Annotated in this window: 13 protein-coding genes; 12 read left to right on the forward strand and 1 reads right to left on the reverse strand. The window is 67.0% G+C overall.

Annotated features, from left to right (window positions below; genetic code table 11):
* Positions 1 to 8 precede the first annotated feature (8 nt).
* The 12 genes from AC1RRP_RS02460 to AC1RRP_RS02515 all read left to right on the forward strand — a co-directional run bounded on the left by AC1RRP_RS02460 (position 9) and on the right by AC1RRP_RS02515 (position 12144).
* Positions 9 to 1358 carry a cytochrome c3 family protein gene (locus AC1RRP_RS02460; protein ID WP_493032904.1) on the forward strand — a complete coding sequence of 450 codons (1350 nt, stop codon included), beginning with the start codon at positions 9 to 11 and terminating at the stop codon, positions 1356 to 1358.
* Between the two features lie 74 nt (positions 1359 to 1432).
* Entirely contained in the window at positions 1433 to 4081 is a 2649-nt protein-coding gene (locus AC1RRP_RS02465; RefSeq protein WP_493032906.1) for an SPOR domain-containing protein, read from the forward strand.
* Positions 3996 to 4700 (forward strand): heme ABC exporter ATP-binding protein CcmA, encoded by a 705-nt coding sequence (gene ccmA / locus AC1RRP_RS02470; protein WP_493032908.1) that lies wholly within the window; start codon positions 3996 to 3998, stop codon positions 4698 to 4700. The genes AC1RRP_RS02465 and ccmA overlap by 86 nt, the downstream gene beginning before the upstream one ends.
* Complete coding sequence (gene ccmB / locus AC1RRP_RS02475) at positions 4693 to 5364, forward strand: heme exporter protein CcmB (RefSeq protein ID WP_493032910.1); 672 nt, start codon at positions 4693 to 4695, stop codon at positions 5362 to 5364. The genes ccmA and ccmB overlap by 8 nt, the downstream gene beginning before the upstream one ends.
* A 1-nt stretch (position 5365) precedes the next feature.
* Entirely contained in the window at positions 5366 to 6124 is a 759-nt protein-coding gene (ccmC, locus tag AC1RRP_RS02480; protein ID WP_493032912.1) for a heme ABC transporter permease CcmC, read from the forward strand.
* Complete coding sequence (ccmD, locus tag AC1RRP_RS02485; protein WP_493032914.1) at positions 6121 to 6291, forward strand: heme exporter protein CcmD; 171 nt, start codon at positions 6121 to 6123, stop codon at positions 6289 to 6291. Before ccmC ends, ccmD begins: the two co-directional genes overlap by 4 nt.
* 1 nt (position 6292) lies before the next feature.
* A complete protein-coding gene (gene ccmE / locus AC1RRP_RS02490) occupies positions 6293 to 6745 on the forward strand; it encodes a cytochrome c maturation protein CcmE (RefSeq protein ID WP_493032916.1) in 453 nt (150 codons plus the stop codon).
* Positions 6742 to 8700 carry a heme lyase CcmF/NrfE family subunit gene (locus AC1RRP_RS02495; protein WP_493032918.1) on the forward strand — a complete coding sequence of 653 codons (1959 nt, stop codon included), beginning with the start codon at positions 6742 to 6744 and terminating at the stop codon, positions 8698 to 8700. Before ccmE ends, AC1RRP_RS02495 begins: the two co-directional genes overlap by 4 nt.
* Positions 8697 to 9230 (forward strand): DsbE family thiol:disulfide interchange protein, encoded by a 534-nt coding sequence (locus tag AC1RRP_RS02500; protein ID WP_493032920.1) that lies wholly within the window; start codon positions 8697 to 8699, stop codon positions 9228 to 9230. The genes AC1RRP_RS02495 and AC1RRP_RS02500 overlap by 4 nt, the downstream gene beginning before the upstream one ends.
* Entirely contained in the window at positions 9223 to 9660 is a 438-nt protein-coding gene (locus AC1RRP_RS02505; protein WP_493032922.1) for a cytochrome c-type biogenesis protein, read from the forward strand. The genes AC1RRP_RS02500 and AC1RRP_RS02505 overlap by 8 nt, the downstream gene beginning before the upstream one ends.
* A 19-nt stretch (positions 9661 to 9679) precedes the next feature.
* Positions 9680 to 10816: a c-type cytochrome biogenesis protein CcmI gene (gene ccmI, locus AC1RRP_RS02510; RefSeq protein ID WP_493032924.1), complete on the forward strand. Its 1137-nt coding sequence runs from the start codon at positions 9680 to 9682 to the stop codon at positions 10814 to 10816.
* A 35-nt stretch (positions 10817 to 10851) separates the two neighbouring features.
* Positions 10852 to 12144: an NAD(P)-binding domain-containing protein gene (locus AC1RRP_RS02515; protein WP_493032926.1), complete on the forward strand. Its 1293-nt coding sequence runs from the start codon at positions 10852 to 10854 to the stop codon at positions 12142 to 12144.
* Positions 12145 to 12146: 2 nt separating this feature from the next.
* Here AC1RRP_RS02515 and AC1RRP_RS02520 read toward each other — a convergent pair whose 3' ends face one another.
* Positions 12147 to 13052 carry a GIDE domain-containing protein gene (locus AC1RRP_RS02520; protein WP_493032928.1) on the reverse strand — a complete coding sequence of 302 codons (906 nt, stop codon included), beginning with the start codon at positions 13050 to 13052 and terminating at the stop codon, positions 12147 to 12149.
* Positions 13053 to 13077 lie beyond the last annotated feature (25 nt).

The following is a 13077-nucleotide window of genomic DNA, read 5'->3' on the forward strand; positions in this document are numbered from 1 at the left end:
TGTGTCCCATGATGAATTACAACAAGGACCCCCATCGCCGCCTGCCAGGTCTCTGGCGTCTAGGGGCCAGCATCGTGCTGGCCTGCGCGCTGGGGCTGGGTCTGACAGCGGTGCATGCCCAGAGCGCCATCCGCACCTTCGATCACGTGAAAACCGGCTTTCCCCTCTCGGGCGTTCACTCGTCCCAGCGCTGCGAAAACTGCCACGTCAACGGCATTTTTCGCGGCACGCCGCGTGACTGCCAGAGTTGCCACACCAGTGGTTCGCGCCTGGCGGGCCAGAACACGATCAAGCCCATGCAGCATGTCCAGACCCAGCTGCCCTGCGACAGCTGCCACAACACCGTGACGTTCTCTGGTGCGCGCTTCAACCACATGGGCATCGCGCCAAACTCCTGTGGCACCTGCCACAACGGCATGACGGCCACCGGCAAGCCGGGCGGCCACATCCCGACCACGGCATCCTGCGGCACCTGCCACCGCACCACGGCCTGGTTGCCGGCCGGCAAACCCGACCACAGCATGTTCACGACGGCCACGGTCTGTTCCAGCTGCCACAACGGCAGCACGGCCACAGGCAAGCCTGGCAACCACATCGCCACGGCGGGCAACTGCATCGATTGCCACCGCACCACGGCCTGGCTGCCGGCCTCCAAGCCCGACCACGGCACGTTCAATGCGGGAACCAACTGCGCCAGCTGCCACAACGGCGGCAGCGCCACCGGCAAGCCGGGCAACCACATGCCGACCACAGTGAACTGCTTTGCCTGCCACAGCCCCACCCGTCCGGCGTTCACCCCCCACAGCTGGAACCACACCCAGCAACCTGTCACCGGCCAGTGCGCGACCTGCCACACCGGCAGTTACCTGTCAGGCATGGGCAAACCCGCCAACCATATTCCCTACCAGCTGATCGGCGCATCTGCCGGTGCCAACTGCGACACCTGCCACAAGAACGGGTACACCAGCTGGTTTCCCGGCCGTTTCCACGCCAACGTCACCGTCACGAGCCAGTGCAACACCTGCCACAGCAGCGCCGCCTACGGCCTCACGACCAAGCCGGGCAACCACATCCCCCTGGTCCAGCTCCTGAACGGAGCATCGATGGACTGCAGCGCCTGCCACAGGACCACCAACTGGTCCGTGACGACCACGCAGATGAATCACAACGGCAGCCTGGGCAAAGGCTCCGGCTTGTGCATCGCATGTCATGCCACCGGCACCAACTATCTGGGCAACATGCAGAAGATGACGCTGGCCCATCGCGGCGGCTCCGCGGCCGGCAAGACCGACTGCTCGGACTCCGGCTGCCACCGGCCGCTGGGGAACACCGGCACCACCTACCGCAACTGGAACTGACCGCCTGACTGATTTCCTTGCCCCGACCCGATCCGCAGGTCGATAGGGCATTGCAAGTCCCTTTTATCATCGCCATGACAAGAAAAAACATACGCTGGGTCCTGGCCGCCTGCCTGCAGGCGGCTTTGCTGGGCACCGCGCAGGCCCAACTGCTGGAAGAGATCGAACTGCGCCGCGAAGGCGAACATGCCGTCGTGCAGGTGCGCTTCGTCACCCCCGTGCAGCTTCAGCGGACCGTGTCGAGCAGCAATGGCCAGTCCGTGCAGATCTACTACGGCGTGCTGCCAACCTCGGAGCGGCTCAACCAGATCACCAGCGAACGCCACATCACCGGCCTGCGTGGCCTGCCCAACATGCTGCTGACGGACGAGGACGTCGCTCGCGACAATGTCAGCCGTCGCCTTCTGCTGCGTTTTGGTGAAGACACCCGCTATCGTGTGCGCGCAGGACGGGATCGCCAAGGCATTGAAATCGTGCTCGAGGGCCGCGGTGCCGCCATCAGCGCACTCATCCCCACCCAGGCCGCCGTGCCGGCCTCGCTGGCCACCGCCGCCAGCAGCCAGGTCTACGCCGTGCGCCTGCAAAGCTCGAACGAACCTGGGCAGGCGATGCGGGCCTCGGTTCCGGCCGAATTCCAGGACAAGTCGCTCTACACCTCGCAGCGCGTGGTCAACGGCCGGAATTTCTACGAAATCAATCTGGGTTACTTCCCGTCCCAGGCCGCCGCTGAGAGTGCACGCACGCGCCTGGAGCGCCGTTTCCCCGGCGCCACAGTCATCGACCTGCGGACCGCAGTACCGCCCACCCGGGCCACGGCGGCGCCATCAGCCACCGCGGCTGCAGCCGCCCCGCCCGCGGCGGCGACGGCCCCTGCACCATCGGCAGCCACTCAGCAAACGGGAACGGCGCCTGCGACGGCGCCCGCTCCGGTCGCGACGGCGCCCGCTCCGGTCGCGACGGCACCGACCCCGACGCCGGCGGCACCTGTGGCCCCTCTGCCATTGGCAGCCGCGCCCTCTGCACCGGCCGAGGCGGCAGTCCCCAGTCCTCAGATTGCAGCCGAATACAACGACAAGGCCCGCCTGCTGCTTGCCGATGCTCAACGCGCCTACAACCAGGGGGACTTTGCAGCGGCGACCGACACGCTCAACACCGTGCTGAACCTGCCCAACAACAGCTCTTCGCGCGCAGCGCAGCAGTTGATCGGGTTTGCAAGGCTCAAGAACGGTGACGCAGAAGGTGCGCGCCGCGAGTTCGAACTGTTCCTGGAGATCTATCCGTCCGGCGCCGACAGTGACCAGGTCCGCCGGCAACTGGCGACCCTGCCCGCAGCGGCGGTGCCGGTTTCTCAACCAGCCGTGGTGGAACCCGCGTCAAGCACGAGCGGTTCCATCTCGCTGTTCTACTATGGTGGCCAGTCCCAGACGCGGACGCAGGATTTCCAGAACTCGCCGATCAATGGCCTTCCGGTGCTTCAGTCCGACAGCACGCTGTCGGCCAACGATCTCAGCCAGATCCAGGCCACCACCGACCTCAACTGGCGCCATCGGGACAGCGAAAAGGACATGCGCTTCGTGTTCCGCGATACGGGAACCGCGAACCTCCTGCCCAACAGCTCCGGGCGCAACCGTCTGACGGCGATGTACTTCGACCAGCGCTCTTTCGTCAACGGCACCAACTTCCGCGTCGGCCGCCAATCCCCCTCGGGCGGCGGCGTGCTCTATCGCTTCGACGGCATCCAGGCAGGCTACGGCTTCGCACCCAAGTGGCGCGTCAGCGGCGTACTCGGCAAGCCCTCGGACGACCTGCTCGACACCCAGCGCCGTTTCACCGGCGTGTCGCTGGAGGCCGAGGCACTGACCCGCGAACTCAGCGGCAACATCTATGCGATCCAGCAGACCATCGACGGTGAAACCGACCGGCAGGCCTACGGCACCGAATTGCGCTATTTCAGCGGGGGCCTGTCCATGTTCGGCCAACTGGACTACGACATGGTGTTCCAGCGCACCAATATTGCCGCCCTGCAAGGCACCATGATCTACGCTGACAACAGCGTTCTCAATTTCCTGGTGGACCGGCGCACCTCGCCGCTGCTGTCACTGGGCAACGCCCTGTTCTTCCAGGACCCTTCGACGCCGACGATCGCACGGACCATCCGCGAACTGCTGTTGACGACCCCACTGGACACGCTGGTCACGCGGGTCCGGGGCATCACGCCGTTCCAGAACCAGGCCATGCTGGGCTACACGACACCGATCACCAAGCGCTGGCAGACCGGCGGGAATATCAACTACACCAGCATCGACGAAATCCCCCCGGTGGACGTGATCCTGCCCCAAGGCCAGGCAGCCACCGGCAATCTCTGGAGCCTGGGCCTGCAGCTGATCGGCACCAACCTCTACTCGAACCGAGACACGCACGTCTTCAACCTGTCGTTCCTGACCGGTCCGACCTACAACGGGCAGATGCTGACCTACAACAACCTGACCGGCTTGAACGAGCAGTGGCAGGTCGAGCCATCGCTGCGCTACTACACGCAAACAGACAACACCGACACGCGCATCGTGCGCTGGACACCTGGCGTGCGCCTGACCTACCGCGTGCTCAAGCACGTTTCGCTGGAATCCGAATTGCAGTATGAAATATCCAATTCGGAAGGACCGTTGCGCATGGAATCGGCGAGACGGGTGTTCTACTATTTCGGGGGGCGCTACGATTTCTGAGCACGTCCGTTCCCCTCTGCTGTCGGCCCGCAGGCTGGCCTTGCGGCGTGGCCGCGCATGGCTGTTTCGCGACCTTGACCTCACGCTCGCCCCGGGCCAGCTGTGCTGGCTGCGCGGACAGAACGGCAGCGGCAAGACCAGTCTGTTGCGCACGCTGGTGGGATTGTCGCGCCCTGAGACAGGCGAGGTGGACCCCATGGCCGCCAGCCCCGTCTACATCGGGCACAACACCGCACTCAAGGATGACCTGAGTGCCCGCGAAGCCCTGCAGTTCCTCGCCAGCCTGCATGGCCGCGAGCATCGCGTCGCGGCCATCGACGGCGCCCTGCAACGCCTGCAGGTGCAGCAAAGCAGCCGGCGTGGCGTGCGCACCCTTTCGCAGGGACAGCGTCGCCGCGTGGCCCTGGCGCGCCTGGCCCTCGAAGACCAGCCGGCCGTCTGGGTCCTGGACGAACCCTTCGACGCCCTGGATGCCACGGGCATGGACATCGTGCTGCAGTTGATCCGCGAGCACCTGCAGCGCCAGGGTGCCGTCATCCTGAGCAGCCACATCCCCTTCACCCGGCCTGGCCTCCCCGTGATGGTGCTGGATCTGGACGCGAGGGCTGCACATGCGTAACAGCTCCTTCGCACTCATCCTGCTGCGCGACCTGCGTCTGGCGGCGCGGCGCCGTATCGAAATGTTGCTGCCCCTCGTCTTCTTCTTGGTCGCGTCCAGCCTGTTTCCGTTCGGTGTCGGGCCCGAACCGCAGACCCTGCGCGAGATCGGGCCTGGCATCGTCTGGGTCTGCGCCCTGCTGTCCAGCATGCTCTCGCTCACCTCGCTCTACGGCAGCGACCATGCCGACGGCACGCTGGAACAGATGCTGCTGTCGCGCCGCTCACTCACGCTGCTGGCTGGCGGCAAGGCCCTGGCGCACTGGCTGCTGACGGGCCTGCCGCTGCTGCTGCTGGCGCCGCTGCTCGGCTTGCTCTTCGGCATGTCCTCTGCGTCCATCGGCGTGCTGACCCTGGGGCTGCTGCTGGGCACGCCCATCCTCAGCCTGCTGGGCGGCATCGGGGCGGCGCTCACCCTGGGCCTGCGCAATGGCGGTGTGCTGGTGCTGCTGCTGGTGCTGCCGCTGTGCATCCCGGTACTGATCTTCGGGGCCGGGGCCGTGACGGCCGCCGAGGCCGGACTGCCCGTGCAAGGCCACCTTTCGCTGCTGGCGGCGCTGCTGCTGCTCTGCCTGCTGGGCGCCCCGCTGGCGACCGCCGCCGCATTGAACATTTCGGTCGATTGACATGCTCCCCACCTTCCGCTTCTTCACCTACGCAGCCCCTTCACGTTTTTATGCGCTGGCCGGCCAGCTCACACCTTGGCTCTACGCGCTGGCCCTGCTGGGCACGGTGCTGGGGTTGTACATGGGGTTTTTCGTCGCCCCTACCGATGCCACCCAGGGCGAGTCCTATCGCATCATCTTCATCCACGTGCCGGCCGCGTGGATGTCCATGCTGCTCTACCTGGCCATGGCCGGCTGGGCCGTGGTGGGCTGGGCCTTCAATGCCCGGCTGGCTTCCATGGTGGCGCGCGCGCTGGCGCCCACCGGCGCCCTGTTCACCGTGATGGCACTGTGGACCGGTGCCCTGTGGGGCAAGCCGACCTGGGGCACCTGGTGGGTCTGGGATGCGCGTCTGACCTCCGAGCTCATCCTGCTCTTCCTCTACCTGGGCTACATCGCCCTGGTCGAGTCGATCGACGACACACGGCGCGCCGACCACGCCGGTGCCCTGCTGGCCCTGGTGGGCGCCATCAACGTGCCCGTCATCTATTTCTCGGTGCGCTGGTGGAACACCCTGCACCAGGGCGCCAGCATCAGCATGACCGCCGCCCCCACGATGGCCAGCACCATGCTGGCCGCCATGCTGGTGATGACCGTGGCCTTCTGGGCCTATGCCTTCGCCGTGGTCTTTAGCCGCACGCGCGCGATCATTCTCGAACGCGAAACCGATGCCGAATGGGTGCAGGCCCTGGCCCGGGACACGAACAAGGAAACTGCATGAACTGGATCAGCTTCGATGACTTCGTAGCCATGGGTGGTTACGGTCTCTACGTGTGGGGTGCCTACGCACTGGTGTTGCTGCTGATGCTGCTGGAACCGGTTCTGGTCCAGCGGCGTCACCGACGTGCGCTGGACCAGGCACACGACAAGCTGCCGGAGGGACGCTGACATGAAACCGCGTCACCGCAAGATGGCGATTGCTGCCGGTGTCGTGCTGGTGCTGGGGGCCGTGGTCGCCCTCGTGCTCAACGCCTTCCAGAGCAACCTCGTTTTCTTCTACTCGCCCACGCAGGTGGCCGCGAACGAGGTGCCACAGGGCCGGACCTTCCGCCTGGGCGGCCTGGTGGAGCAGGGCTCCGTCAAACGCGACGGGCTGATGGTCAGCTTCATCGTGACCGACACGGCGCGGGCCATCCCCGTGCGCTTCGAGGGCATCCTGCCCGACCTGTTCAAGGAGGGTAAAGGCGTCGTGGCCCAGGGGCAGCTGAGAGACGGCGTCTTCCAGGCCCGTGAGGTGCTGGCCAAACACGACGAGAACTACATGCCGCCGGAGGCGGCGCAAGCCCTGCAGGCTGCCGCCAAGGCCTCATCCCCCGCAGCGGCCACGGAGAAAAAACCATGACTCCCGAGATTGGCCATTTCCTGCTCTGGCTGGCGCTGGGCACCTCGCTCGTTCTGGGCGCCCTGCCGCTGGCTGGCGCCGCCCGTGGCCGCACCGACTGGATGGCGCTGGCCCGGCCCCTGTCCTACGCCCTGGCGCTGCTGGTGGTGCTGGCGTTTGTCTGCCTGGTGGCGTCCTTCGTGCGCCACGATTTCTCCGTGCTGTACGTCGCCTCCAACTCCAACACCGCCCTGCCCCTGGCCTACCGCATCGCCGGGGTCTGGGGCGGGCATGAAGGCTCGCTGCTGCTGTGGGTACTGATGCTATGTCTGTGGATGGTGGCGGTAGCGCGCTTCAGCCGGCATCTGCCGCCGGCGGTGGTGGCACGCATCCTGGCCGTGATGGGTCTGGTAGCACTGGGCTTCCTGCTGTTCATGCTCGTCACCTCCAATCCCTTCGAGCGCCTGTTCCCGGTGCCGGCCGACGGCCGCGACCTGAACCCCCTGCTGCAGGACCCGGGCATGGTGTTCCACCCGCCGCTGCTCTACATGGGTTATGTGGGCTTCTCGGTGGCCTACGCCTTCGCCATCGCCGCGCTGATGGGCGGCAAGCTCGATGCCACCTGGGCGCGCTGGACCCGGCCCTGGACCACGGTGGCCTGGCTCTTCCTTACGCTGGGCATTGCGCTAGGCAGTGCCTGGGCCTATTACGAACTGGGCTGGGGCGGCTGGTGGTTTTGGGACCCGGTGGAAAACGCCTCCTTCATGCCCTGGCTGGTCGGTACGGCGCTGATGCATTCGCTGGCCGTCACGGAAAAACGTGGCAGCTTCAAATCCTGGACCGTGCTGCTGGCCATCCTGGCCTTCTCGCTCTCGCTGCTGGGCACTTTCCTGGTCCGCTCGGGCGTGCTGTCCTCGGTGCATGCCTTCGCCACCGACCCCCGGCGCGGCCTCTTCATCCTGGGCCTGCTGACGGTGGTGATCGGCGCTTCGCTGGCGCTCTACGCCTGGCGTGCGCCCAGGGTCGGCCTCGGGGCGCGCTTCGCCCTGGTCTCGCGCGAAACCGCCCTGTTGGGCAACAACGTGCTGCTGCTGGTCGCCGCCGCAGCGGTGCTGCTGGGCACGCTCTACCCGTTGCTGCTCGACGCGCTGGGCGTGGGCAAGATCTCGGTCGGCCCGCCTTATTTCGACACGGTCTTCATGCCACTGATGACGCCGGTGCTCTTCCTGATGGGCGTGGGCCCGCTGGCGCGCTGGAAACAGGCGGAGCTGCCCGACCTGGCGCGGCGCCTGCGCTGGGCGCTGGGCGCGGCCGTGGTGGCGGCCCTGCTGACCGGCTGGCTGGCTGGCCAGATCCATCTGGTGGCGACCTTCGGGCTCCTGATGACCTTCTGGATCGTCGCGTCGGTGCTCACCGACCTGTGGGAACGCATCCGTCCGCAAGGCGCGGGCGCCGCACAAATCTGGCGCAAGCTGCGCCAGATCCCGCGCGCAGCCGTGGGCATGCTGCTGGCGCATCTGGGCATGGCTGCCTTCTGCTTCGGCGTGGTCATGGTCAAGGGCTACGAAGTGGAGCGCGACGTGCGCATGAACCCGGGCGACAGCACCACGCTGCGCGGCTACACCTTCACGCTGCGCGGCCTGCGCGATGTGCGAGGCCCCAACTACGACGCCGTGCAGGGCCTGGTGGAGGTGACGCAGAACGAGCGCCAGGTCGCCGAACTGAAACCGGAGAAGCGCGTCTACCGCGTGCAGCAGAACCCCATGACCGAGGCCGCCATCGACGTCGGCCTCACGCGCGACCTCTATGTCTCGCTGGGCGAAGCGGTGGAAGGCAATGCCTGGATCGTGCGTATCTACGTCAAGCCCTTCATCGACTGGATCTGGGGCGGCTGCCTGCTGATGGCGCTGGGCGGAGCGTTGGCCGCCAGCGACCGGCGCTACCGCAGCCGGCGCGAACCGGGAGCCGGCACATGAACAGGTATTGGCGTTACCTCATCCCGCTGCTCATCTTTCTTGCGCTGGCGGGTTTCCTGGCCGCTGGCCTCAAGCTCGATCCCAAGGAGGTGCCCTCACCCCTGATCGGCAAACCCGCGCCCGGCTTCGCGCTCACGCGCCTGGACCAGCCCAGCCTGACCATCCGCCGCGAGGACCTGCTGGGCCAGGTCTGGATGCTCAACGTCTGGGCCTCGTGGTGCACGGCTTGCCGCGAGGAGCACCCGGTGCTGCTGGACTTCGCCAAACGCCGGCTGGTGCCGGTCTATGGCCTGAACTACAAGGACCAACGCAGCGCCGGCCTGCGCTGGCTGGCCAACTACGGCGACCCCTATGAGACCTCGCTGTTCGATCCCGACGGCCGTGTCGGCATCGACTGGGGCGTCTACGGCGTACCCGAGACCTTTGTCATCGACCGCGCGGGCGTGGTGCGCTACAAGCACATCGGGCCGCTCACGCCCGAGGTCATCCGCGAGCGCATCGAACCCCTGCTGAGGCAACTCCATGGCTAAGCTCCTTCTGCCCCTGCTGCTGGCCCTCACGGCCAGCCTGACCTGCGCCGGCGAAGCCGCGCCCGCTGCCGCCGACCCCGTGCTGGAAGCCCGCATGGCGCGCATCACAGCCGAGCTGCGCTGCCTGGTCTGCCAGAACCAGACCATCGCCGATTCACAGTCGGGCCTGGCCACCGACCTGCGCCAGCAGGTGCGCGAGATGCTGCAGCGCGGTGACAGCGAACAGCAGATCATCGATTTCATGACCGCGCGCTATGGCGACTTCGTGCTTTATCGCCCGCCGCTCCGGAGCAGCACCCTGCTGCTGTGGTTCGGTCCTGCACTGCTGCTCGTTGCCGGCGTCGCCACGCTGGTGCTGGTACTGCGCCGACGCAGCAAGCTCGCCGACGACCAGTTCGAACCCGACCCGCTGCCGCCCGAAGCCGGCTGACCCCACCCACGACACGACCATGACCCACGACCTGAACACCCTCAAGCAGCAGCTGCTGCAGCTGCGCGACTTGCACCGCACCGGCGCCCTGCCGCAAGACCAGTACGACCAGGCCCGCGCGCCGCTGGAGCAGCGCCTGCTCGAACTCGTGATGAACCCGCCCGCGCCAGCCCGCAGCTCGCGCCGCCTCGTCGCTGGCGTGGCCGCACTGGTGGTGCTGGTCGCCGCGGCCGGCTACTGGTGGACCGGCTCGCCGGGTCAGCTGGCCGGTGGCGCCGACAGCGTGCGCACCAATCCGCACACCAGCGGTGAAGTGGCCCCGCACGCCACCGATGCCGAGCAGATGGCGTCCATGGTGGATGCGCTGGCCGAACGCCTGAAGGACGATCCGAAGAACACCGAGGGCTGGGCCATGCTGGCGCGCTCCTACACGGTGATCGGCCGCCACGCCGACGCGCTCAAGGCCTACGAGCGGGCCGTGGCCCTGCGCCGCGACGACGCCGATCTGCTGGCCGACTACGCCGACGCACTGGCGCTGAAGAACAAGCGCCAGCTGGCCGGCGAACCCATGAAGTGGGTGGAGCGCGCCCTCAAGGCCGACCCGCGCAACCTCAAGGCCCTGGCCCTGGCCGGCACCCATGCCTATGAACGCAAGGACTACAAGGGCGCCGTCAAATACTGGCAGCAGCTGACGGACTACGGCACGCCGGACAACGAACTGGTGCAGCAGATCGCGCCCGGCCTGGCCCAGGCCCGCGAGCACGCCGGCCTGACGGCGACTGCCGCAACACCCCCCGCCGCAGCCCTGGCCACCAGCATCAGCGGTACCGTCACGCTGGCCCCCGCGCTGGCCCGCCAGGTCAACCCCGACGACACGGTGTTCATCTTTGCCCGCGACGCCCAGGGTTCGCGCATGCCGCTGGCCATCCTGCGCAAGCAGGTGCGCGACCTGCCCTACCGCTTCACGCTGGACGACAGCCTGGCCATGTCGCCGGCGGCCAGGCTGTCGGGAGCCAAACAGGTCATCGTCGAGGCCCGCGTCAGCAAGAGCGGCGAGGCCCGCGCCCAGCCCGGCGACCTGGGCGGCCAGACCGGTCCTGTCAGCCCGGGTGCCACGTCACTCACGCTGGACATCCGCGACACCGTCACCCCCTGAACCCATCACCCGCGAACCGCAAAGCCACTGTCGCCATGAACTACCTCTATGTCTACCTCATCGCGATCCTGATCATCATCACGCTCTACCTGCGGCGTTACTTCCGCAAGCATGCGCAGGACGTGGCCGCGCTGGAAGTGGCCGTGCAAAGCGGCCTCGCCGAGCCGGCCTCCTTGCATCCCATCGTGGACCCCAGTCGCTGCATGGGCTCGGGCGCCTGCGCCAAGTCCTGCCCCGAAGAAGCCCTGGGGGTGATCAACGGCAAGATGGCCTTGAAAAATGCCGCCGCCTGCATCGGGCACGGCGCCTGCCTGGCCGCCTGCCCGACCGAGGCCATCACGCTGGTGTTCGGCACCGAGAAACGCGGCATCGACATTCCCAATATCAGCCCTGACTTCGAGACCAATGTGCCGGGCATCTTCATCGCCGGCGAACTCGGCGGCATGGGCCTGATCCGCAAGGCTGCCCAGCAGGGCCGCGACGCCATCGCCGCGATCCGCAAGAAGCTCGGCAGCGGCCAGGCAGACTTCGACGTCGTCATCGTCGGCTGCGGCCCGGCAGGCCTGTCGGCAGGCCTCTCGGCCATCCACCACAAGCTGCGCTACAAGGTGATCGAGCAGGAGGATTCGCTGGGCGGCGCGGTCTTCCACTACCCACGCCAGAAGATCGCCATGACGGCACCTTTCGAGCTGGACCTGGTCGGCAAGGTCAGGTTCACCGAGGTGCAGAAGGAAAAGCTGATCGACTTCTGGATGGACATCGTGAAGAAGACCGGCCTGAAGATCTCCTTCCGCGAACGCATGGAGAGCATTGACAAGGACAACGGACGCTTCGTGGTGCACACCAACCGCGGCAAGTACACCGCGCGCACCGTGCTGCTGGCCATGGGCCGGCGTGGCACGCCGCGCAAGCTGGAAGTCCCCGGCGAAGAAAGCGCCAAGGTCACCTACCGCCTGATCGATCCCGCGCAGTACCAGGGCCAGGCCGTGCTGGTGGTGGGCGGCGGCGACAGCGCGCTGGAGGCAGCGATTGCCCTGTCGCAGGAACAGGGCACGGACGTCACCCTGTCCTACCGCAGCGAGGCCTTCGCCCGCGTGAAGCAGAAGAACCGCATGCTGCTGGAGCAACAGCAGAAAGCCGGGCGTATCCGCGTGCTGCTGAAGTCCAATGTGCGTTCCATCGACGAGACCCTGGTCATCATCGACACCGACGGCATTCCGCAGCGCTACCGCAACGATGCCGTGATCGTCTGCGCGGGTGGCCTGCTGCCCACCCCGGTGCTGCAAAAGATCGGCATCGAGTTCAACACCAAGTTCGGCACGGCCTGAACTCAGGCTGCCTGCTGCCACCACCAGGCCAGCCAGCCCAGGGCGAGGAAAAACACCAGCAGCTGGCCCGCGGCCATCCAGAGGAAACGCCGAGCCAGCTTGTCGGGTTCGTGGTTGCTGATGAGGTAGAGGCTGGAGGGCGCGCCCTCGACCAGATGCAGCTCGGGCTGGCGCCGCAGTTCGCGGTGGCGCTTCTCGACCTCGCCGCGCGCCAGCCGTCGTGCCAGCCCCCACTCGCGTTCGTCCAGCTGACCGTCGCGATCGAGATCGAAGCGACGCAGCAGGCCGGTCTGGTCCGTCTTCCATTGCGCCAGCAGCTCGCGCACGTCCGCGCCGGCGTCCAAGCCCTGGCTGGGATGGCGCGTCAGGAAATTGCCAAGCACGTAGATGCGGTCCCGCTGCTGCAGCGTCCACTCCACGTAACGGTAGTCGCCATCGTTCCAGCGCCGGCAGTGCCGCGTCACGATCTCGGCGCCCTCGGGATCGACCAGGCACTGGCCGCTGCCGTCGTCGAGCACGAAGCTGGTCTGGCTCTCGGCCTGCTCCACCGTCTCCCATTTGTCCTCGCTGTTCTTGTGCTCGACCTGGTAGCGGTACCAGAGGCATGGCGCACCGCTCAGCGGTGAATGCAGGGGGTTGAGGTCCAGTGGCCGGCCCTGGCCGTGCAGTTCCACATAACCCTGGGCCGCGCTGGCGATGCGCGACGTCGGCATGCCCGTGATGGCATGGCGCCGCCGCAGGGCGCCCACCCAGCCCAGCAGAGACAACAGCACGATACCGGCAAGCACGCCCAGCCAGACCTCGCGTCGACCGGTATGGAAACCCACGACCAGCAGCACGAACTGCCCGAAGGCCAGGCCGGCATGCAGCGAACTGCCGAAGCGCCCAAAGGAAAGAGGCCAGCGCATGGCAGCCGACGGTGCTTTGCCCTCA

This window comes from Hylemonella sp. GW821-FHT12C09 (assembly GCF_058807395.1).